The organism is Paracoccus contaminans, assembly GCF_002105555.1.
Classification (GTDB): Bacteria; Pseudomonadota; Alphaproteobacteria; order Rhodobacterales; family Rhodobacteraceae; genus Paracoccus; species Paracoccus contaminans.
The window spans coordinates 2,907,365-2,925,970 of the sequence record NZ_CP020612.1; the positions used below are offsets into that span (position 1 = coordinate 2,907,365).

Consider the following 18,606-nt stretch of genomic DNA (forward strand, 5'->3'; position numbering starts at 1 on the left):
CTGACCTTAAGGTTTGGGCGCCATCACGGGGGGCATGCGTCCGCCCGAGGTGCCCCATGTCTGTCACGAGGATTCGCCGCACCGTCCGGGCAGGCGAAGATCATGCCATGCAGGCCGTTCCGGGTGCCGCAGCGCCGTTCCGGCCGCGGCCGGCGCAAGGCGGCGACCGCGCCGCGCCCCCCCGCGCCGATGGCCGTGATCACCGGGCGCTGGGCCAGATCCTGCTGGATGACGGGGCGGTTGATCCGGGCAATCTGCTCAAGGCCCTGATGCTGCACCGCCGTCAGACGGCCAGGCTGGGGGAAATCCTGCTGGCCCATGGCTGGGTCAGCGAAGCGGCGCTGGGCCGGGCGCTGTCGCAGCAATGGCGCACCAGCCTCATCGACCTTGCCGCGGTGCCGCCCGATACGCGCCTGATCGACCAGGCGGGGGCCGAGTGGTGCCTGTCGCACAGGCTGGTGCCGTGGCGGCGCACCGGGGGCGTGGCATTCGTCGCCGCAGCCCGCCCCGATGAATTCGAAGCCCTGCGCCCCCAGCTTGAAGCGCGGCTGGGCCCGGTGCGGATGCTGCTTTGCGGGGAGACCGACTGCACGCGCGCCCTGCTGGCGACGCGCGGGACGGCGCTGATCCGCCGGGCCGAAACCTGCGTCGCCCCCGACATGTCATGCCGCACCCGCAACGAATTGCGGCTGGGGGCGATCCTGCTGGCGCTGATGGCGGTGCTGGCCATCGGCCTGTGGCTTGCCCCCGTTGCGGTGCTGGCCGCGCTCAGCGCGCTGACGGTCGGCACGCTGGCCGCGACGACGGCGCTCAAGGCGCTGGCCTTCCGGGCGACGCTGCGCCTGCCGCCGGCGGCCCGGCCAGGCAGCAGCCGAAAGGATGGGGAACTGCCGGTCATCTCGGTCATGGTCCCCATGTTCCGCGAGGAAAACATCGCCGACCGTCTGGTGGGCCGGCTCGCCCGGCTCGATTACCCGCGCGAGCTGACCGATATCCTGCTGGTCGTCGAGGAAACCGACCAGGTGACGCGCAACGCGCTGTCAGGCGCGAGGCTGCCGTTCTGGATGCGGATCGTCACCGTGCCGGACGGGCCGATCCGCACCAAACCGCGGGCGCTGAACTATGCGCTGAACTTCTGCCGCGGCCCGATCATCGGCGTCTGGGATGCCGAGGACCGGCCCGAGGCCGACCAGCTTCACAAGATCGCCCGGCATTTCGACCATGCCGGGCCCGAGGTTGCCTGCGTGCAGGGGGCACTCGATTTCTACAATCCGCGCACCAACTGGCTCGCCCGTTGCTTTACGCTGGAATACTCGGCCTGGTTCCGCGGCGTGCTGCCGGGCCTTGCGCGCATGGGGCTGGTCGTGCCCTTGGGCGGGACGACCTTCTTCATCCGGCGCAGCGCGCTTGACCATGCAGGCGGGTGGGACAGCTGGAACGTGACCGAGGATGCCGATCTGGGCATACGCCTGGCCCGCCTCGGCTATCGGACCGAGATCGTGGACACCACCACCCATGAGGAGGCGAACTGCCGGACCGTTCCCTGGATCAAGCAGCGGTCGCGCTGGCTCAAGGGATTTGCGATGACCTGGGGCGTGCATATGCGCGATCCGCGGCGCCTGTGGCGCGAAATCGGCCCGGCCCGGACGATCGGCTTTCACCTGCAGATGTTCGCGACCGTGCAACAGTTCCTGCTTGCCCCGGTGCTCTGGAGCTTTTGGCTGCTCACGCTCGGGATCGGGCATCCTCTGGGCGCCATGATGGACGGGCCGGCCGGCATGGCCGTGATCGGCCTGTTCCTTGGGTCCGAGGCGCTTAACCTGTCGATTGCATGCTGGTCGGTGCGCAGGACGCATCGCCCGCTGATGCCCTGGGCGCCGATGCTGCCGCTGTATTTCGCGCTGGCCTGCCTTGCCGCGTGGAAGGCCGCCTATGAGATCGTGGTCAAGCCGTTCTACTGGGACAAGACGGTGCATGGCGTCTTTGACCAGACCGCCGACGAGATCGCAGAGCCGCAGGCCCCTGCGGCGGCCATGATCCCGGTGCTGGCAGTTGCAGGCGGGCACGAGGCGGAAGCCGTGCAGCGCGGCCTGCGGGCGCCTGACGGGGGCCTGATCGTCTCCTTGCCCGGCACAGCCGCGGGGTATGGAACGGCCCCGGCGGCGATGCAGGTGCCTTTCGCCGGGCGCATCGGCTGATCCGCGTTCAAGAGCCGGCCGTCAGAATATCGCGCCAGCCGAACAGAAAAAATGCCTCTGCCTGCGCCGGCGCCGTTCCCTCTTGCCTGCCGGACCGGCTGATCCGCGCCCGCCAGCCGTCAGAACAGGGAACCCTGGTCGGGAGGCGAGGAGGTCCTGGCCCGGCGGCGCGGCAGGGGTGCAGGGGGATGCGCTGCCGCCCCCCGCCCCGGATCGCCGCCACTTTGCCCAGCGGCGCCCTGCTCTGGCCCAGCCTTATCCCCTCGTCCGGCAGCACGCTGCGTTGACCCCGCCTCATCGCCACGCCCGGCAGCACGCTGCGTTGACCCCGCCTCATCCTCACGCCCGGCGGCACCCTGCCTTGGCCACGCCCCATCGCCCGGCCCGGCAGCACCCTGCTCCGGCCGTGCCGGCTCATCGTTTGGCAACACCGCATCGTCCTCTGGCGTTGCCGCATCATCCGCCGGCGGCCCGCCAGGGTGGCCGGACCTTGCCGACCCGCGGCCCGGCGCCCGATCGCTCTCTGCAAAGGCTGCGGCGCCGCGCTCCGCTACGGCCCCGCGCTGCCGCCGGGCCGTGCGGCCATTTCCCGGCACGCCCGCCTTTCCGGCCGGCGCAGGATCGCCTGCTTCTTGGCCTGCCTTGCCGGGCTGCACCTTCTCGGGCGCAAGGGGCGGAGCAGGGTCGGGCGCGCCCGTGCCACCCGCCGGTCCATCGGCCGGGACAGGGATCGCGCGAACCTGTCCGCTCGCGAACTCGATATCCAGCCATGGCTGGCCCGCCGCAGCACTGGCCGACGTGACCAGCCCCTCGCGGCCGCGCACGATGGCAAAGCCGCGGCGCAACGTCTCGGTATGGCCCAGCGTCTGGCGCAGCCGATCCAGCCGGTCCACCGCATCGCGGCGCCGGGTTATGATAACCTGCGCCGCGGCGGCCAGTCGGCGCGAGACTGCCGCCAGCGCCTTGCCGGCCTCGGCCAGATCGGCCTGCGCCTCGCGCTCGGCCCGGCGGCGCGCGGCCGTCAGGCGGCCGTTCAGGCCGTCAAGGCGCAGGCGGCCCGCCTGCACGCGCCGTCCCAGGGCCGGGGCCAGCCGTCCCGACTGTCCCTCCAGCCGCCGGCCGGCGGCGCTTACGGCCAGCCGGACCGCCGCGGGCCGCACCGCTGGAAGCCTGTTGTGCCGGGCCTGGGCAGATCTGCGGATCGCCTGGTCCAGCGCCAGGCCAGAACGGCCAAGCGCCGCTGTCCGGTCGGCCATGAAGCTGCGCAGGGCATAAAGCGGCAGGCTCTGCGCCTCGGCCTGGCGGCGGCGGTCGCGCACAAAGCCGCGCAGCACCGGCTCCAGCCGGGGTGCCGTCAGGTCAAGCCGCTGCCGCGCCGCCTCGGCCGCCGCCTGCGGCCGCCCCAGCGCCCGGCCCAGATCGCCCAGCCGCTGGGCGGGGCGGTCGATGCGCGCCTGCATCGAGCGCCACAGCCGCGCCTGGCTGTCGGCAAGGCGCGCCCCCAGTTCGGCCAGCACCGGCACCGCCATCTCGGCCGCCGCCGTCGGTGTCGGGGCACGCAGGTCGGCGGCATGGTCGATCAGCGTCGTATCCGTCTCATGCCCCACGGCCGAAATCAGGGGGATCGTCCCCGCCGCGACCGCGCGCACCACCGCCTCGTCATTGAAGCCCCACAGATCCTCGACCGACCCGCCGCCCCGCGCCACGATGATCAGGTCGGGCCGCGCCACCGGCCCGCCCGCAGGCAGCGCATTCAGCGCACGGATCGCCTGCGCGACCTGGGGTGCCGACTGCGGCCCCTGCACCGCCACCGGCCAGATCAGCACCCGGCTGGGAAAGCGGTCGCGCAGGCGGTGCAGGATATCGCGGATCACCGCACCCGAGGGCGAGGTCACGACCGCGATCACACCCGGCAGATAGGGGATCGGGCGCTTGCGTGCGGCATCGAACAGCCCTTCGGCCGCCAGCAGGCGCCGCCGCTGGTCCAGCATTGCCATCAGCGCGCCAAGGCCGGCCGGCTCAATCGATTCGACGAGCAGTTGATACTTGGACTGGCCCGGGAAGGTCGTCAGGCGGCCGCTGACGATCACCTCCAGCCCTTCCTCGGGCCGATGCGGCAGCTTGCCCGCGACATCGCGCCAGCAGACTGCCGCCAGCACGGCACGGTCGTCCTTGAGATCGAAATACAGATGCCCCGACGAGGGGCGCGACACCCGCCCCACCTCGCCGCGCACCCGGACGCGCCCGAACTCGCCCTCGACCATCCGGCGGACCGCGCCCGACAGTTCGGACACGGTCATCGCGGGCGCATTGCCCGGACCCGGCGCGCTATCCTCGAAAAGCTCCATGCCCAAGGATGTCGCCCAGCGGCGGCGCGGGTTCAAGCGGCTTCTCGGGGGGCGCAAAGCCTTGCCGCAGGGCCGGCGGCATCCTAAAGCCCTGCTGCGGCACGGAGGCGGCAATGAACATCCTGATCCTCGGAAGCGGCGGGCGCGAACACGCACTCGCCTGGGCGATCCGCCAGAACCCCAAATGCGACCGGCTGATCGTCGCGCCCGGCAATGCCGGGATCGCCGCCCTGGCCCGTTGTGCCCAGCTTGCCATCACCGACGGGGCAGCGGTCACGGCCTTCTGCGAGGGCCATGCGATCGACCTGGTCGTGATCGGCCCCGAAGGGCCGCTGGCCGCGGGGGTCGCGGATACGCTGCGCGCCGCAGGGGTGGCGGTTTTCGGCCCCTCGCGCGCGGCCGCCATGCTCGAGGCATCCAAGGCTTTCACCAAGGAGATCTGCGACGCCTGCGGGGCGCCTACCGCCGGCTGGGCGCGTTTCACCGACGCCGCCGCCGCCCGCGCCCATGTGGCCCGCACCGGCGCCCCCATCGTGATCAAGGCCGACGGCCTGGCCGCCGGCAAGGGCGTGACCGTCGCCATGACCCTGCCCGAGGCCGAAGCTGCCATCGACGCGGCCTTGGGCGGCGCCTTCGGCGCAGCCGGCGCCGCGGTCGTGATCGAGGAATTCATGCCCGGCGAGGAAGCCAGCTTTTTTGTGCTGGTCGATGGAACGACCTGCCTCGCCATCGGCACCGCGCAGGATCACAAGCGCGCGGGCGAAGGCGACACCGGGCCCAATACCGGCGGCATGGGCGCCTATTCCCCCGCCCCCGTCCTGACCCCGGCCATCCAGGCGCAGGTCATGGACGAGATCATCCGCCCCACGGTGGCCGAAATGGCCCGCCGCGGCACCCCCTTCCAGGGCGTCCTTTACGCCGGGCTGATGATTGAGGACGGGCGCGCCCGGCTGGTGGAATACAATGTCCGCTTCGGCGATCCGGAATGTCAGGTGCTGATGATGCGGCTGGGCGCGCAGGCGCTTGACCTGATCCATGCCTGCGCCGAGGGAAGGCTGTCAGAGCTTTGCGTCACCTGGGCCGATGATCATGCGCTGACGGTGGTGCTGGCCGCGCAGGGCTATCCCGGCGAGTATGCCAAGGGCAGCGTCATCGGCGGGCTTGCCGAGCTGCCGGAAGACTCGGCCCGGATGATGTTCCATGCCGGCACAGCCGAACGCGACGGGCAGATCGTGGCAGACGGGGGGCGCGTGCTGAATGCAACGGGCCGGGGCGCGACCCTGGCCGAGGCGCGGGCGCGCGCCTATGATCTTGCCGGCAGGGTGGACTGGCCGCAGGGCTTCATGCGCCGCGATATCGGCTGGCGCGCGCTATAGCGCGCCGGTCACGCGGGCGGGGCCGGATACCCTGTGCCAGCCATCCCGCGGCCCGCGGGCGGCCCCGGCTATGTCAGACGGCGGCATACATGCCTTCGTAAACCGGCTGCAGCGTATCCAGCTCGAACAGCGATGAAACCGAGGTGCCGTTCCAGATCGACATGATCGCCTGCGCGAACAGGGGCGCGGTCGGCACCACGCGGATATTGCGGGCGTTGCGCACCGGCTCGGGCTGATGGATCGAATCGGTGATGACCAGCGATTTCATCGCCGAAGTCTCGATCCGCTCGACCGCGGGGCCGGACAGCACGCCATGGGTGATATAGGCGTGAACCTCGAGCGCGCCGTGATTGACCAGCAGTTGCGCGGCCTTGACCAGCGTGCCGGCCGTGTCGCAGATGTCATCGACGATGATGCAGGTCTTGCCCTCGACATCGCCGATCACGGTCATCTCGGCGATCTCGCCCGCCTTTTCGCGCCGCTTGTCCACGATCGCCATGGGCGCGTTGATGCGCGTCGCGATCTCGCGCGCGCGCGCGACCCCGCCTACATCGGGCGAGACGACCATCAGATCATCGCCCCGGCCTTTGAACTGGTGGAGGATGTCCAGCGCGAACACCGGCGCGGCATAAAGATTGTCCACCGGGATGTCGAAGAAGCCCTGGATCTGCGCAGCATGCAGGTCCAGCGTCAGCACCCGGTCCACGCCCGCCTCTGTCAGCAGATTGGCGACCAGCTTGGCGCTGATCGGGGTGCGGGCCTTGGCGCGCCGGTCCTGACGGGCATAACCGAAATACGGGATCACCGCCGTGATCCGGTTGGCCGAGCTGCGCCGCAGCGCGTCGGCCATGATCAGCAGCTCCATCAGGTTGTCATTCGCCGGGTTCGATGTCGGCTGGATGATATACATGTCCTCGCCGCGCACGTTTTCATACACTTCGACGAAGATTTCCTGGTCGTTGAAGCGTTCGACCCGCGCATCCACGGGCGTGACGTTCATGCCGCGATGCATCGACATCCGCCGCGCGATGGCCAGCGCCAACGGGCGGTTGGCGTTGCCGGCGATCAGCTTGGGTTCAGTCATGGCGGGCATGTCGTCCTCGGGCGCAACAGGCAGGGAACAGGGCGGGATTCGCCTGATTGCGCCCCGCTTAGCACCGCGCTAGCGTCCCGGCAAACGGCCCGGCGGGCCGACGGGGGCGACATGGCCGCGATCGACTACTACTTCGGCACCTTCAGTTCCTATGCCTATCTGGCCGGCGACCGCCTGGAACAGATCGCGGCGCGGCATGGGGCGCAGATCACCTATCGGCCCGTGGATCTGTTCCAGCTGTTCGACCGGACGGGGGGCCAGCGGCCCGCGGACCGGCACCCGGCGCGCCTTGCCTATCGGCGCCAGGAACTGAGCCGCTGGTCGCGGCTTCTGGGGATGGAGCTGAACATCGACACACCGCCTGCCAACCCCGCGCCCTCGTCTTACGCCATCATCGCCGCGCAGGAACAGGGCGGCGGCGATGTGGGCGCGCTGGTGCGGGCGATCCTGCGCGCCCACTGGGCCGAAGGGCGCGACATCGCCGACGATGCCGTCATCGGCGATGCGCTGGCCGGGGCGGGGTTCGATCCCGCACTGGCCGGCAGGGGCCTGTTCACAGGGGCCGAGATCTATGCCCGCAATCTCGACCGGGCGGTGGCGGCGGGGGTGTTCGGCTCACCCTTCTATGTCGTGGCCGATAGCGGGCAGATGTTCTGGGGACAGGATCGGCTGGACCTTCTCGACCGGCATCTGGCGGGCCTGTGACGGGGCTGTATCTGCGGCGTTTGGGCAGCGGGGCCGGCCGCCCGGCCCTCGCGCTGCATTGCATGATGGGGACCGGGGCGACCTGGCAGCCGATCGCGGAACGGCTGGGGGGCCGTGTCGATCTTGCCGCGCTTGACCTGCCGAGCCACGGCCGCAGCCCGGCATGGCGCCCCGGTGAAGGCGGCTTTTTCGACAAGGCCCTGACCGGCGCTGCCGGGGTGCTGGACGATCTGGCGCAAGGCACGGCGGATGGCCGCGTCGATCTGATCGGCCATTCGCTGGGCGCGGTCGCCGCGCTGCGGCTGGCGGTCGGCGCACCCCAGCGCGTCCGCAGCCTGTCCTTGGTCGAGCCGGTGCTGTTCGCCGCCCTGCCGGCGGCGGCGCGCGACCCTGATGGGCTGCTCGTCCGTCTTGCCAGCCTGACCGCCAAAGGTGCGCGGGAGGAGGCGACCGCCGCATTCCTGCATTACTGGGACGGGCCTGTGCTGGCCGCGCTGCCCGCCCCTGCCCGCGCGGCGATGGTGGACCAGATGGCGGCCGTCATGGACAGCATGCCCGATCTGTATGAGGATCGCAGCGGCATCCTGACGGCCGGAGGATTGGAACGGATCGGGGTTCCGGCGGTGCTGATCGCGGGGGCGCGCTCGCCCGCATTGATCGGCGCGATCGCCGAGGTGCTGGCCGGACGGCTGCCCGATGCGGCGCGTGCCGTGGTGCCAAAGGCCGGGCACATGGCGCCGCTGACGCAACCTGCGGCAGTGGCCGGCCTGATTGCCGCCAATCTTGATCGCGCCTGAGGCGGCGGTCAGTCAGGATCGAAATCATCCGGGTGACCGGCAGCCCCGATCGCCAGCCAGCTGACCCGGACACGGGCCACCCGCGTGTCGCCCCAGGTGGCGAAGACGATGGTGAATCCCTCGGCGCTCACCCCCTCGGCGCCGACCTCGACGCGCTGGTTGGTGTCACCCGCGATGTCCCACATCGACAGCCCCAGATGGACCAGCGGCTGATCGCGGAACGGGGTGGAAAAGGCAACCGCGCGCCGTTCCTCGCGCGCGCCGGCGCCGGTCCACATGGGGCCGCCATCCTCGAAGGCCGAAAACATCAGCTCGGTCCCTTGCTGAATCCCGACGGCTGTGTGGCTGAAGCAGAGCATGGGTCCGTCCGGGTTCGCGCGGCGGGGTCGGGCTGATGAAAAGCCCTGCCCCCATGACAGGGACAGGGCTTTTCAGGCTGGCAGGCGCCCTGCCGTCAATCGGGAACCGTGGCCTGGTTCGGGTCAAGCCCGATATGGGTGCCGAGGGCTTCCATATCGCCCAGCATCCGGGCGGCCGAGGCGACGAAATCGTCACCGGCCGCCTCGCGCCGGGATTCGGCCGAGCGATGGGCGCGGCGGGCGCCGCGGATCATTTCGTTATAGATGTCCTGCGTCATCTCGGACCGGGCATGCCCGCGTTCGGCCAGCAGGCTGACCGAGTCGGCGGTGATTTCGGCAAAGCCGCCGGTGATGGCGAATTCGGTCGCCGTCCCCTGCCCGTCCACCACCGTGACCAGCCCGGGCCTCAGGGTGACGATGGTTGCCGCATGGCCGGGCATGGCGGTCAGATCGCCTTCCGTGCCCGGCAGGCGAACCTCGCGCGCCGCGACGGAAACAAGGTTCCGTTCCGGCGAGACGAGGTCGAACTGCATCGTGTCGGCCATGTCGCCCCCTTACGCCGCGTCGGCGGCAAGGCGCTGGGCCTTGGCCTTCACGTCCTCGATGCCGCCCACCATGTAGAAGGCCGCCTCGGGCAGGTGGTCGTATTCACCGGCCACGACCGCCTTGAAGGAACGGATGGTATCCTCCAGCGGAACCTGCACCCCGTCCGAGCCGGTGAAGACCTTGGCAACGTCGAAGGGCTGCGACAGGAAGCGCTGGATCTTGCGGGCGCGGGCCACGGTCAGCTTGTCCTCCTCGGACAGCTCGTCCATGCCGAGGATGGCGATGATGTCTTGCAGCGACTTGTATTTCTGCAAGATGCCCTGAACGTCGCGGGCGACCTGATAATGCTCTTCGCCGACGACGCCGGGATCGAGGATCCGGCTGTTCGAATCGAGCGGGTCCACCGCCGGGTAGATGCCCAGTTCCGAGATGGCGCGCGACAGAACGGTCGTGGCGTCCAGGTGGGCAAAAGTCGTGGCCGGGGCCGGGTCGGTCAGGTCGTCGGCCGGGACATAGACGGCCTGGATCGAGGTGATCGAGCCGTTCCTGGTGGAGGTGATGCGTTCCTGCATCGCGCCCATGTCGGTGGCCAGCGTCGGCTGGTAACCCACGGCCGACGGAATACGGCCCAGCAGCGCCGACACCTCGGAACCCGCCTGGGTGAAGCGGAAGATGTTGTCTACAAAGAACAGAACGTCCGTGCCGGTCGAATCGCGGAACTGCTCGGCCAGCGTCAGGCCGGTCAGCGCGACGCGCATCCGCGCCCCGGGCGGCTCGTTCATCTGGCCGTAGACCAGCGCCACCTGCGACTTGGACAGATCGTCTTCCTTGATGACCCCCGATTCCACCATCTCGTGGTAAAGGTCGTTGCCTTCACGGGTCCGTTCGCCCACGCCGGCGAACACGGAATAGCCCGAGTGCACCTTGGCGATGTTGTTGATCAGTTCCATGATCAGAACCGTCTTGCCCACGCCGGCGCCGCCGAACAGGCCGATCTTGCCGCCCTTGGAATAGGGGGCCAGCAGATCGATGACCTTGATCCCGGTCACGAGGATTTCCGAGCTGGTCGCCTGCGCCGCGAATTCGGGCGCGGGCTGGTGAATTGCCCGGCGTTCGGTCGCCTCGACGGGGCCGCGCTCGTCCACCGGCTCGCCCACGACGTTGAGGATGCGCCCCAGCGTCGCATCGCCCACCGGCACCGAGATGGCCGATCCGGTATCGGTCACGGCGGCGCCGCGCACCAGCCCTTCGGTCGCATCCATGGCGATGGTGCGCACGGTGTTCTCGCCCAGGTGCTGGGCCACTTCCAGAACCAGCTTGCGGCCGTTGTTCTCGGTCTCCAGCGCGTTCAGGATCGCCGGCAGGTGATCGTCGAACTGCACGTCCACGACCGCGCCGATGACCTGCGTGATCTTGCCCCTTGCGCCTGCGCGCACCGGTTCGTCGGCCAGGATGTTGCGATCAGCCACGTGACCGCCGGCCTGGGTCCAATCCTGTTCTGCCATTGTCTTTCCCTTCGTATCCAGCGGTCAGAGCGCCTCGGCGCCCGCGATGATTTCGATCAGTTCGGTGGTGATCGCGGCCTGACGCGAGCGGTTGTATTCGGTCGTCAGCCTGTCGATCATGTCGCCCGCGTTGCGGGTCGCATTGTCCATGGCCGTCATCCGCGCACCCTGTTCGGACGCCGCATTTTCCAGCAATGCGGCGAACACCTGCGTGGTGACCGACCGGGGCAGCAGGTCTGCAAGGATCGCCTCCTCGCCCGGCTCATAGTCATAGAGGGCCGAAGGGGCGCCCTGCCCTTCCTCGATCACCGCCGGGATGATCTGGCGGGCGGTCGGCACCTGGCTGATGACTGATTCGAAGCGGCTGTAGAACAGCGTCGCCACGTCGAAATCGCCACCATCGAACCGGCCGAGGATCTCCTCGGCGATCTCGCGCGCGTTTTCATAGCCGACGCGCTTGACCTCGGACAGATCGACATGGTGGACGAAACGCTGCCCCATGTCGCGGCGCAGCTGCTCGCGCGCCTTCTTGCCGACGGTCATGATGGCGACCTGCCTGCCCTGGCCCAGCAGCTGTTCGGCATGCTGGCGGGCCAGCTTGACGATCGAGCTGTTGAACCCGCCGGCAAGGCCCCGTTCCGAGGTCAGCACCACCAACAGGTGGCGCTGATCCGATCCCGTCCCGGCCAGCAGCCGGGGCGCCCCGTCCGAGCCTGCGGCCGCGGCCGTCAGCCCGGCCATGACCGCAGCCATGCGTTCGGCATAAGGCCGCGCGGCCTCGGCGGCATCCTGGGCGCGGCGCAGTTTCGCGGCGGCCACCATCTGCATCGCCTTGGTGATCTTCCGCGTGTTCCGGACGCTTCCGATCCGGTTCTTGAGTGCCTTGAGGCTGGGCATCTGTCCCCCCTGCTCAGGCGTAGGTCTTGGCGTAGGCGTCCAGCACCGATTTCAGGCGGCTTTCCGCTTCGCCCTTGATCTTGGGATCCTCGCGGGTCAGCCAGTCCAGAACGTCGCTGTGCTGGTTGCGCAGGAGGCTGATCAGCCCCTGTTCCCAGCGGCCGACCTCGGCAACCGGAACGCTGTCCAGATAGCCCTTGGTGCCGGCATAGATGACGGCCACGATTTCGGCATTGGTCAGCGGCGAATACTGCGGCTGCTTCATCAGCTCGGTCAGGCGCGCGCCGCGGTTCAGCAGCTTCTGCGTCGCGGCGTCGAGGTCCGAGCCGAACTGCGCGAAGGCGGCCATCTCGCGGTATTGCGCCAGTTCCAGCTTGACCGGGCCGGCGACCGATTTCATCGCATTGGTCTGCGCGGCCGAACCGACGCGGCTGACTGACAGGCCGGTGTTCACGGCCGGACGGATGCCCTGGAAGAACAGGTCGGTTTCCAGGAAGATCTGCCCGTCGGTGATCGAGATCACGTTGGTCGGAATATAGGCCGACACGTCGCCCGCCTGCGTCTCGATGATCGGCAGCGCGGTCAGCGAGCCGGCGCCGAAATCCTCGTTCAGTTTGGCCGAACGCTCCAGCAGGCGCGAATGCAGATAGAACACGTCGCCCGGATAGGCCTCGCGCCCCGGCGGGCGGCGCAGCAGCAGCGACATCTGGCGATAGGCGACCGCCTGCTTGGACAGGTCGTCATAGATGATCAGCGCATCCATGCCGTTGTCGCGATAGTATTCGGCCATCGCCGTCGCGGCATAGGGGGCCAGATACTGCATCGGCGCGGGTTCCGACGCGGTGGCGGCGATCACGGTCGTATAGGCCATGGCGCCGGTTTCTTCCAGCTTCTTGACCAGCTGGGCGACGGTGGACCGCTTCTGCCCGATGGCGACATAGAAGCAGTGCAGCGTCTTCATCCCCTCGGCCTCGCGGCCGTTGTAGTTCTTCTGGTTGAGGATGGTGTCCATCGCGATCGCCGACTTGCCCGTCTGGCGGTCGCCGATGATCAGCTCGCGCTGGCCGCGCCCGACGGGGATCATGGCGTCCACCGACTTCAGGCCCGTCGCCATCGGCTCATGCACCGATTTGCGCGGCATGATGCCGGGGGCCTTGACGTCGGCCACGCGGCGCTCGGTCGCCTCGATCGGGCCCTTGCCGTCGATGGGGTTGCCCAGCGCGTCCACGACGCGGCCCAGCAGCGCGGGGCCGGCCGGCACGTCCACGATGGACCGGGTGCGCTTGACAGTGTCGCCTTCCTTGATGGAACGGTCGTCGCCGAAGATCACGACCCCGACATTGTCCGTTTCAAGGTTCAGCACCATGCCCCGGATGCCGCCGGGAAACTCGACCATCTCGCCGGCCTGAACCTTGTCCAGACCATAGACGCGCGCGATGCCGTCGCCCACCGACAGCACCTGGCCGACCTCGGCCACTTCGGCGTCCTGACCGAAATTCTTGATCTGATCCTTGAGGATCGCCGAAATCTCGGCAGCCTGGATAGCCATTAGCGGACCTCTTTCATGACATTCTGCAGGGAGGCGAGCTTCGAGCGGATCGAGCTGTCGATCATCTGCGAGCCCAGCCTGACAATCATTCCGCCGATGAGCCGCTCATCGACGCGGGTGTTCAGCCGGACGGTCTTGCCCGACTTCTGCGCCAGCGTCTCGGTCAGCCGACGCTCCTGCTCGGCCGAAAGGGGCGCTGCGGCGGTGACTTCGGCAGTGACCTCGCCGCGCGCATCCGCGATCCTGCGCTCAAGCGATTCGATCAGTTGCGGCAGGGCGAACAGGCGGCGGTTGCGCGCCATCAGGCGCAGCGTGCTGCTCAGCGTCGCGGACAGGCCCATCGCGCCTGCGATCGCGGCGATGGCCGATTCTTGCTGCTCGCGCGTATAGATGGCCGAGCCGATCAGCGTTTTCAGATCGGCACTGTCCCTCAGCGCGGCGCGCAGATCCGCGACCTCGCGGCCAAGCCCGTCAAGGGCGCCCTGCTCCCTGGCAAGGTCGAACACGGCCTGCGCATAGCGCCCCGCGATATTGGCGGAAATCGAAGCGGTATTGGCCACGGACACCCCTTTTCTTTGCGCATAGCCCCGCAGGCCGGGCCGGCACCGGGGCCGGTCAGTCGCGGGGCGCGGACGGCGGGGCCTCGCCGTCCTGCGAAACCCCCGTGAAATCTGCGGCGTCTCTATCAGCACTCAGGCGCGGTGTGCAACTGCCATGGCTGCGAAAAGCACCCGTTTTTCTGCCTCTCTGCCAAGGCCCCAAGGATGCGTCGCGCGGGCGGCGGGGCGGCGCGCGCACAAGGCTCGCGCAGGGGCTGCCCTTTCAGGAGCCGCCCGGGGGGCGGGCCTTGCGCGCCTGCCCCTGCGCGCCGGGCGCCGCGCCCCTGCGCGCGCCCTGACCGGCCCCGGCGCCCGTCCCGGCAGGCTGGGGCGCGCGGATGCCTTCCAGCACCTCCAGCGGGCTGGGAACCAGAACCGGCCGTCTGCGGCCGACCGGCGCGACGACCTGCTTGGTGAACTCGGCCACCACCACACCGGCGATCAGCAGGCGGGCGATACGGGTGCCGGTGCGTTCCCACAGATGCGCGCTGCGCAGCCAGAAGCGACGATCGGACGGAGGAATATACAGCGCCGCCCCGCTGCCCAGGCAGACGAATCCGGCCGCCCGCGTCTGCGCCTCAAGCTGGCCGCGGGTATAGCTGCGCCCGTTGCCGAAGGGCGTCGTCTCGCTTTGCGCCCACAGGCCTGCCCGGTTTGGAACCATGACGACCATGCGCCCCCCCGGCCCCAGCACGCGCCATGCCTCGGCCAGCAGGCCTGCCGCGTCATCGGCCGTTTCCAGCCCGTGCAGCAGCACCAGCCGGTCGATGCTGCCGGTGTCGATGGGCCAGGCATCCTCGTCGCACAGCACGCTGTGGTTCGGCAGCCCGGCCGGCCAGGGCATGGCCCCTTGCGCGGCGGGCATCAGCGCCGTGACCCGGCGCGCAGGCGCGATATAGGGCCGCAGCATTGGCGCGGCAAAGCCATAGCCCGCCACCGTCATGCCGGCGCTGTGCCCCGGCGGCCAGATGGCCGTCAGCCGGTCGCGCAGCACCCGCTGCACGACCCGCCCCAGGGCGCGTTGGTAATAGAACCGGCGCAGATCGACGACATCATGATGCATCCTGCGCAATGGGCCGCGCGGGCGCGCCAAGGTCAAGGACAAGGTCGGACAAGGCCCATTTGCCCCCCGCCGCCGCACCGCCTAGCCTGCCCGTGCAAGCAACCGGAGATGACGATGACCGACGCGCTGGTGACGATCCGATGCCTTCAGGACAACTATGCCTATCTGATCCGTGCGGGCGGGCAGACGGCGCTGGTCGATGCGCCCGAGGCCGCGCCCATCCTTGCCGAACTGAAGCGGCGCGGCTGGCGGCTGGACATGATCTGGCTGACCCATCATCATGACGACCACATCCAGGCGGTGCCCGAGATCGTCGCCGCCACGGGTGCCGCGGTCTGGGGCAACGCCGCCGACGCGGCGCGGCTGCCGCCGCTGGACCGCCCGCTGACGGCGGGGACCAGCGTCCGCATCGGCGGCGAGCGGCTGGACGTGATCGACGTGCCCGGACACACGGTCGGCCATGTCGCCTATCATCTGCCGGACGCGGGCATGGTGTTCACCGCCGACAGCCTGATGGCGATGGGCTGCGGGCGGCTGTTCGAGGGCACGGCGGCGCAGATGTGGGACAGCCTGTCGCGCCTGGCCGCCCTGCCCGATGAGACGCTGGTCTGTTCGGGCCACGACTATGCCGCCGGCAACGGCGCCTTTGCCCTGGCGGTCGATCCTGGCAATGCCGCGCTGCGCGCGCGGGTGGCGGATACGCGGGCGGGGCGGCGACCCGCCTCTCCGGCAAGCCTTGCGGAGGAAAAGGCGACCAACCCGTTCCTGCGCGCGCCGCTGCTGGCCCGGCCGGGCGAGGATGGCCTGGCCGCCTTTGCCCGGCTGCGCAGGGAAAAGGACGGCTTTCGGGGTTAGGGCAGCGCGGCGCGGCCGCCTTGAAAAGGACGGCGCGCGCGCTCACATCCTCATCAACAAACGCATCCGGGCGCTCGCATCGGCAAAAACCGCTTGCACCCGGCACGGATGCACCGAACCTTAACCCGTATCGTGACAGTCTGGTCAGGTGGACCAAGCGTCCAGACCGCCAGCCGACTGACAGGAGCTCGTCAAGTGCCGTCATTCTCGACCACTCTGGAACAGGCGATCCATGCCGCCCTGTCGCTGGCCAACCAACATCGGCATGAGCTGGCGACGCTGGAACATCTTCTTCTCGCGCTGACCGAGGAACCGGATGCCGTGCGCGTCATGCGGGCCTGCAATGTCGATCTGGACGAGCTGCGCCGCCTGCTGAACGATTTCATCGAGGACGACCTGTCCACCCTGATCACCGATGTCGAAGGCTCCGAAGCGGTGCCCACCGCCGCCTTTCAGCGGGTGATCCAGCGCGCCGCGATCCATGTGCAAAGCTCGGGCCGCAACGAGGTCACGGGCGCCAACGTGCTGGTGGCCATCTTTGCCGAACGCGAATCGAACGCTGCGTTCTTCCTGCAGGAACTGGACATGAGCCGTTATGACGCGGTGAACTTCATCGCGCATGGGGTGGCCAAGAACCCGTCCTTTTCCGAGCCGCGCAGCGTGCAGGGCGCCGACCGGGGCGAGGACGGGGCCGAGGAAAAGGCGTCTGCCAAGGACGATTCGGCCCTGGCCAAATATTGCGTCGATCTGAACGCCAAGGCCCGTGAGGGCGGGGTTGACCCGCTGATCGGCCGCGCCGACGAGGTCGAGCGCTGCATCCAGGTCCTGTGCCGGCGGCGCAAGAACAACCCGCTGCTGGTGGGCGATCCGGGCGTGGGCAAGACGGCCATCGCCGAAGGGCTGGCCCTCAAGATCACGCGGGGGGAAACGCCCGAGGTGCTGAAGGGGGCGACGATCTATTCGCTCGACATGGGCTCCCTGCTGGCAGGCACCCGCTATCGCGGCGATTTCGAGGAACGGCTGAAGGCCGTCGTGAAGGAACTGGAAGAGCATCCCGACGCGATCCTGTTCATTGACGAGATCCACACGATGGTCGGCGCGGGCGCGACCTCGGGGGGGCGATGGACGCGTCGAACCTGCTCAAACCGGCGCTGTCGGGCGGCAAGCTGCGCTGCATGGGGTCCACGACCTACAAGGAGTTCCGCCAGCACTTCGAGAAGGACCGCGCGCTGTCCCGCCGCTTTCAGAAGATCGACGTGAACGAGCCTTCGGTGCCTGACGCGATCAAGATCCTGATGGGTCTCAAGCCCAGCTTCGAAAAGCACCACGAGCTGCGCTATACGTCTGAGGCGATCAAGACGGCGGTGGAACTGGCCAGCCGCTATATCAACGACCGCAAGCTGCCCGACAGCGCCATCGACGTGATCGACGAGGCCGGAGCCGCGCAGCATGTGGTTTCCGAAAGCCGCCGCAAGAAGGTGATCTCGCCGCGCGAGATCGAGGCCGTGGTCGCCAAGATCGCGCGCATCCCGCCCAAGAGCGTCAGCAAGGACGATGCCGAAGTGCTGCGCGATCTGGAAAAGACGCTCAAGCGGCTGGTGTTCGGGCAGGACAAGGCGATCGAGGCGCTGGCCTCCTCGATCAAGCTGGCGCGGGCGGGCCTGCGCGAGCCGGAAAAGCCCATCGGCAACTATCTGTTCGCCGGCCCCACCGGCGTCGGCAAGACCGAAGTCGCCAAGCAGCTTGCCAACACGCTTGGGGTCGAGCTGCTGCGCTTTGACATGTCGGAATACATGGAAAAGCACGCCGTCAGCCGCCTGATCGGCGCGCCGCCCGGCTATGTCGGCTTTGACCAGGGCGGGCTGCTGACGGACGGCGTGGACCAGCACCCCCATTGCGTGCTGCTGCTGGACGAGATCGAGAAGGCGCATCCGGATGTGTTCAACATCCTGCTGCAGGTGATGGACCACGGCAAGCTGACCGACCATAACGGGCGGCAGGTCGATTTCCGCAACGTGATCCTGATCATGACCTCGAATGCGGGGGCGGCGGACCAGGCCCGCGCGGCGATCGGCTTTGGCCGCGACCGGCGGACGGGCGAGGATACCGAGGCGATCGAGCGCACCTTCACGCCCGAGTTCCGCAACCGGCTGGACGCGGTCATCAGCTTCGCACCCCTGCCGCGCGAGGTGATCGTGCAGGTAGTCGAGAAATTCATCCTGCAGCTCGAGGCGCAGCTGATGGACCGGGGCGTGCATATCGAGCTGTCGCCCGAGGCCGCGCACTGGCTGGCGGAAAAGGGCTATGACGACCGCATGGGCGCCCGCCCCCTGGCCCGCGTCATCCAAGAGACGATCAAGAAGCCGCTGGCCGAGGAGCTGCTGTTCGGCCGGCTGACCAAGGGCGGCCTCGTCAAGGTGCGGATCGAGGACGACAAGCCCGTCTTCGACATCGAAGGCCCCGGCACCCCGCGGCTGGGCCGCGATACGACACCGCTGCTGACGGCGGAGTGATCGCCCCCTACTGGCGCAAGGCCCCGGCAGGTCCGGGGCCTTTTGCTGACGGTCCGGTCCTCTGGCGGCCGGCCCGGCTTGGCTGCCGGGCACGGCAGGGCCGCCTCGCTCCGCGCCCTTTGGGCTGACCTTCAGGCCATGGCCGCAGCGGCTTCTGTGCCGTTCGGGGCCGCTGCTGCGCGGCCGCCCCGCAGCGCAACCTG

Annotated in this window: 14 protein-coding genes and 1 pseudogene; 6 read left to right on the forward strand and 9 right to left on the reverse strand. The window is 69.1% G+C overall.

From position 1 onward, the window contains the following. Positions 1-56: 56 nt before the first annotated feature. Positions 57-2,198: a glycosyltransferase family 2 protein gene (locus B0A89_RS13910; RefSeq protein ID WP_240558568.1), complete on the forward strand. Its 2,142-nt coding sequence runs from the start codon at positions 57-59 to the stop codon at positions 2,196-2,198. Positions 2,199-2,317: 119 nt separating this feature from the next. Here the strand turns inward: B0A89_RS13910 and xseA are convergent, their stop codons facing one another. Continuing rightward, the gene (gene xseA / locus B0A89_RS13915; RefSeq protein ID WP_085378620.1) at positions 2,318-4,546 is read right to left on the reverse strand and encodes an exodeoxyribonuclease VII large subunit; all 2,229 of its coding nucleotides are present in this window, start codon (positions 4,544-4,546) and stop codon (positions 2,318-2,320) included. A gap of 113 nt (positions 4,547-4,659) precedes the next feature. On the opposite strand from xseA, the gene purD reads away from it, so the two are divergent. Beyond that, a complete protein-coding gene (gene purD / locus B0A89_RS13920; RefSeq protein WP_085378621.1) occupies positions 4,660-5,922 on the forward strand; it encodes a phosphoribosylamine--glycine ligase in 1,263 nt (420 codons plus the stop codon). A gap of 73 nt (positions 5,923-5,995) precedes the next feature. Here the strand turns inward: purD and B0A89_RS13925 are convergent, their stop codons facing one another. Then, positions 5,996-7,015: a ribose-phosphate pyrophosphokinase gene (locus tag B0A89_RS13925; RefSeq protein ID WP_085378622.1), complete on the reverse strand. Its 1,020-nt coding sequence runs from the start codon at positions 7,013-7,015 to the stop codon at positions 5,996-5,998. Between the two features lie 111 nt (positions 7,016-7,126). On the opposite strand from B0A89_RS13925, the gene B0A89_RS13930 reads away from it, so the two are divergent. Next, positions 7,127-7,720, forward strand: a complete 594-nt coding sequence (locus tag B0A89_RS13930; RefSeq protein WP_085378623.1) for a 2-hydroxychromene-2-carboxylate isomerase — start codon at positions 7,127-7,129, stop codon at positions 7,718-7,720. 62 nt (positions 7,721-7,782) lie between these two features. Further along, a complete protein-coding gene (locus B0A89_RS13935; RefSeq protein WP_240558569.1) occupies positions 7,783-8,517 on the forward strand; it encodes an alpha/beta fold hydrolase in 735 nt (244 codons plus the stop codon). 8 nt (positions 8,518-8,525) lie between these two features. On the opposite strand, the gene B0A89_RS13940 is transcribed toward B0A89_RS13935, so the two are convergent. From B0A89_RS13940 to B0A89_RS13970, 7 genes are all read right to left on the reverse strand, one after another. Then, positions 8,526-8,825 (reverse strand): H-type lectin domain-containing protein, encoded by a 300-nt coding sequence (locus tag B0A89_RS13940; protein WP_240558570.1) that lies wholly within the window; start codon positions 8,823-8,825, stop codon positions 8,526-8,528. A 146-nt stretch (positions 8,826-8,971) separates the two neighbouring features. Then, positions 8,972-9,421: a F0F1 ATP synthase subunit epsilon gene (locus B0A89_RS13945; RefSeq protein ID WP_085378626.1), complete on the reverse strand. Its 450-nt coding sequence runs from the start codon at positions 9,419-9,421 to the stop codon at positions 8,972-8,974. Between the two features lie 9 nt (positions 9,422-9,430). Next, positions 9,431-10,858, reverse strand: a complete 1,428-nt coding sequence (gene atpD / locus B0A89_RS13950) for a F0F1 ATP synthase subunit beta (protein ID WP_085378958.1) — start codon at positions 10,856-10,858, stop codon at positions 9,431-9,433. Positions 10,859-10,951: 93 nt separating this feature from the next. Further along, complete coding sequence (locus tag B0A89_RS13955) at positions 10,952-11,824, reverse strand: F0F1 ATP synthase subunit gamma (protein ID WP_085378627.1); 873 nt, start codon at positions 11,822-11,824, stop codon at positions 10,952-10,954. Positions 11,825-11,837: 13 nt separating this feature from the next. Beyond that, entirely contained in the window at positions 11,838-13,373 is a 1,536-nt protein-coding gene (atpA, locus tag B0A89_RS13960) for a F0F1 ATP synthase subunit alpha (RefSeq protein ID WP_085378628.1), read from the reverse strand. Continuing rightward, positions 13,373-13,933, reverse strand: coding sequence for a F0F1 ATP synthase subunit delta (locus tag B0A89_RS13965; RefSeq protein ID WP_205949760.1), 561 nt, complete (start codon positions 13,931-13,933; stop codon positions 13,373-13,375). The genes atpA and B0A89_RS13965 overlap by 1 nt, the downstream gene beginning before the upstream one ends. 262 nt (positions 13,934-14,195) lie before the next feature. Then, entirely contained in the window at positions 14,196-15,035 is an 840-nt protein-coding gene (locus B0A89_RS13970; RefSeq protein ID WP_157115363.1) for a class I SAM-dependent methyltransferase, read from the reverse strand. 114 nt (positions 15,036-15,149) lie between these two features. On the opposite strand from B0A89_RS13970, the gene gloB reads away from it, so the two are divergent. Together gloB and clpA are read left to right on the forward strand one after the other, a co-directional pair. Beyond that, on the forward strand, positions 15,150-15,890 hold the full coding sequence (gene gloB / locus B0A89_RS13975) for a hydroxyacylglutathione hydrolase (RefSeq protein ID WP_085378959.1): 741 nt from the start codon (positions 15,150-15,152) through the stop codon (positions 15,888-15,890). 195 nt (positions 15,891-16,085) lie between these two features. Beyond that, positions 16,086-18,403, forward strand: a pseudogene (clpA, locus tag B0A89_RS13980) (ATP-dependent Clp protease ATP-binding subunit ClpA). Positions 18,404-18,606 lie beyond the last annotated feature (203 nt).

Bases quoted from the DNA above. Each gene is read 5' to 3' on its own strand.
- atpA (WP_085378628.1), bottom strand. From the start codon at position 13,373: ATGGCTATCCAGGCTGCCGAGATTTCGGCGATCCTCAAGGATCAGATC.
- B0A89_RS13940 (WP_240558570.1), bottom strand. From the start codon at position 8,825: ATGTTTTCGGCCTTCGAGGATGGCGGCCCCATGTGGACCGGCGCCGGC.
- xseA (WP_085378620.1), bottom strand. From the start codon at position 4,546: ATGGAGCTTTTCGAGGATAGCGCGCCGGGTCCGGGCAATGCGCCCGCG.
- B0A89_RS13925 (WP_085378622.1), bottom strand. From the start codon at position 7,015: ATGCCCGCCATGACTGAACCCAAGCTGATCGCCGGCAACGCCAACCGC.
- B0A89_RS13970 (WP_157115363.1), bottom strand. From the start codon at position 15,035: ATGCATCATGATGTCGTCGATCTGCGCCGGTTCTATTACCAACGCGCC.
- purD (WP_085378621.1), top strand. From the start codon at position 4,660: ATGAACATCCTGATCCTCGGAAGCGGCGGGCGCGAACACGCACTCGCC.
- B0A89_RS13930 (WP_085378623.1), top strand. From the start codon at position 7,127: ATGGCCGCGATCGACTACTACTTCGGCACCTTCAGTTCCTATGCCTAT.
- B0A89_RS13955 (WP_085378627.1), bottom strand. From the start codon at position 11,824: ATGCCCAGCCTCAAGGCACTCAAGAACCGGATCGGAAGCGTCCGGAAC.
- B0A89_RS13945 (WP_085378626.1), bottom strand. From the start codon at position 9,421: ATGGCCGACACGATGCAGTTCGACCTCGTCTCGCCGGAACGGAACCTT.
- B0A89_RS13935 (WP_240558569.1), top strand. From the start codon at position 7,783: ATGATGGGGACCGGGGCGACCTGGCAGCCGATCGCGGAACGGCTGGGG.
- gloB (WP_085378959.1), top strand. From the start codon at position 15,150: ATGACCGACGCGCTGGTGACGATCCGATGCCTTCAGGACAACTATGCC.
- B0A89_RS13910 (WP_240558568.1), top strand. From the start codon at position 57: ATGTCTGTCACGAGGATTCGCCGCACCGTCCGGGCAGGCGAAGATCAT.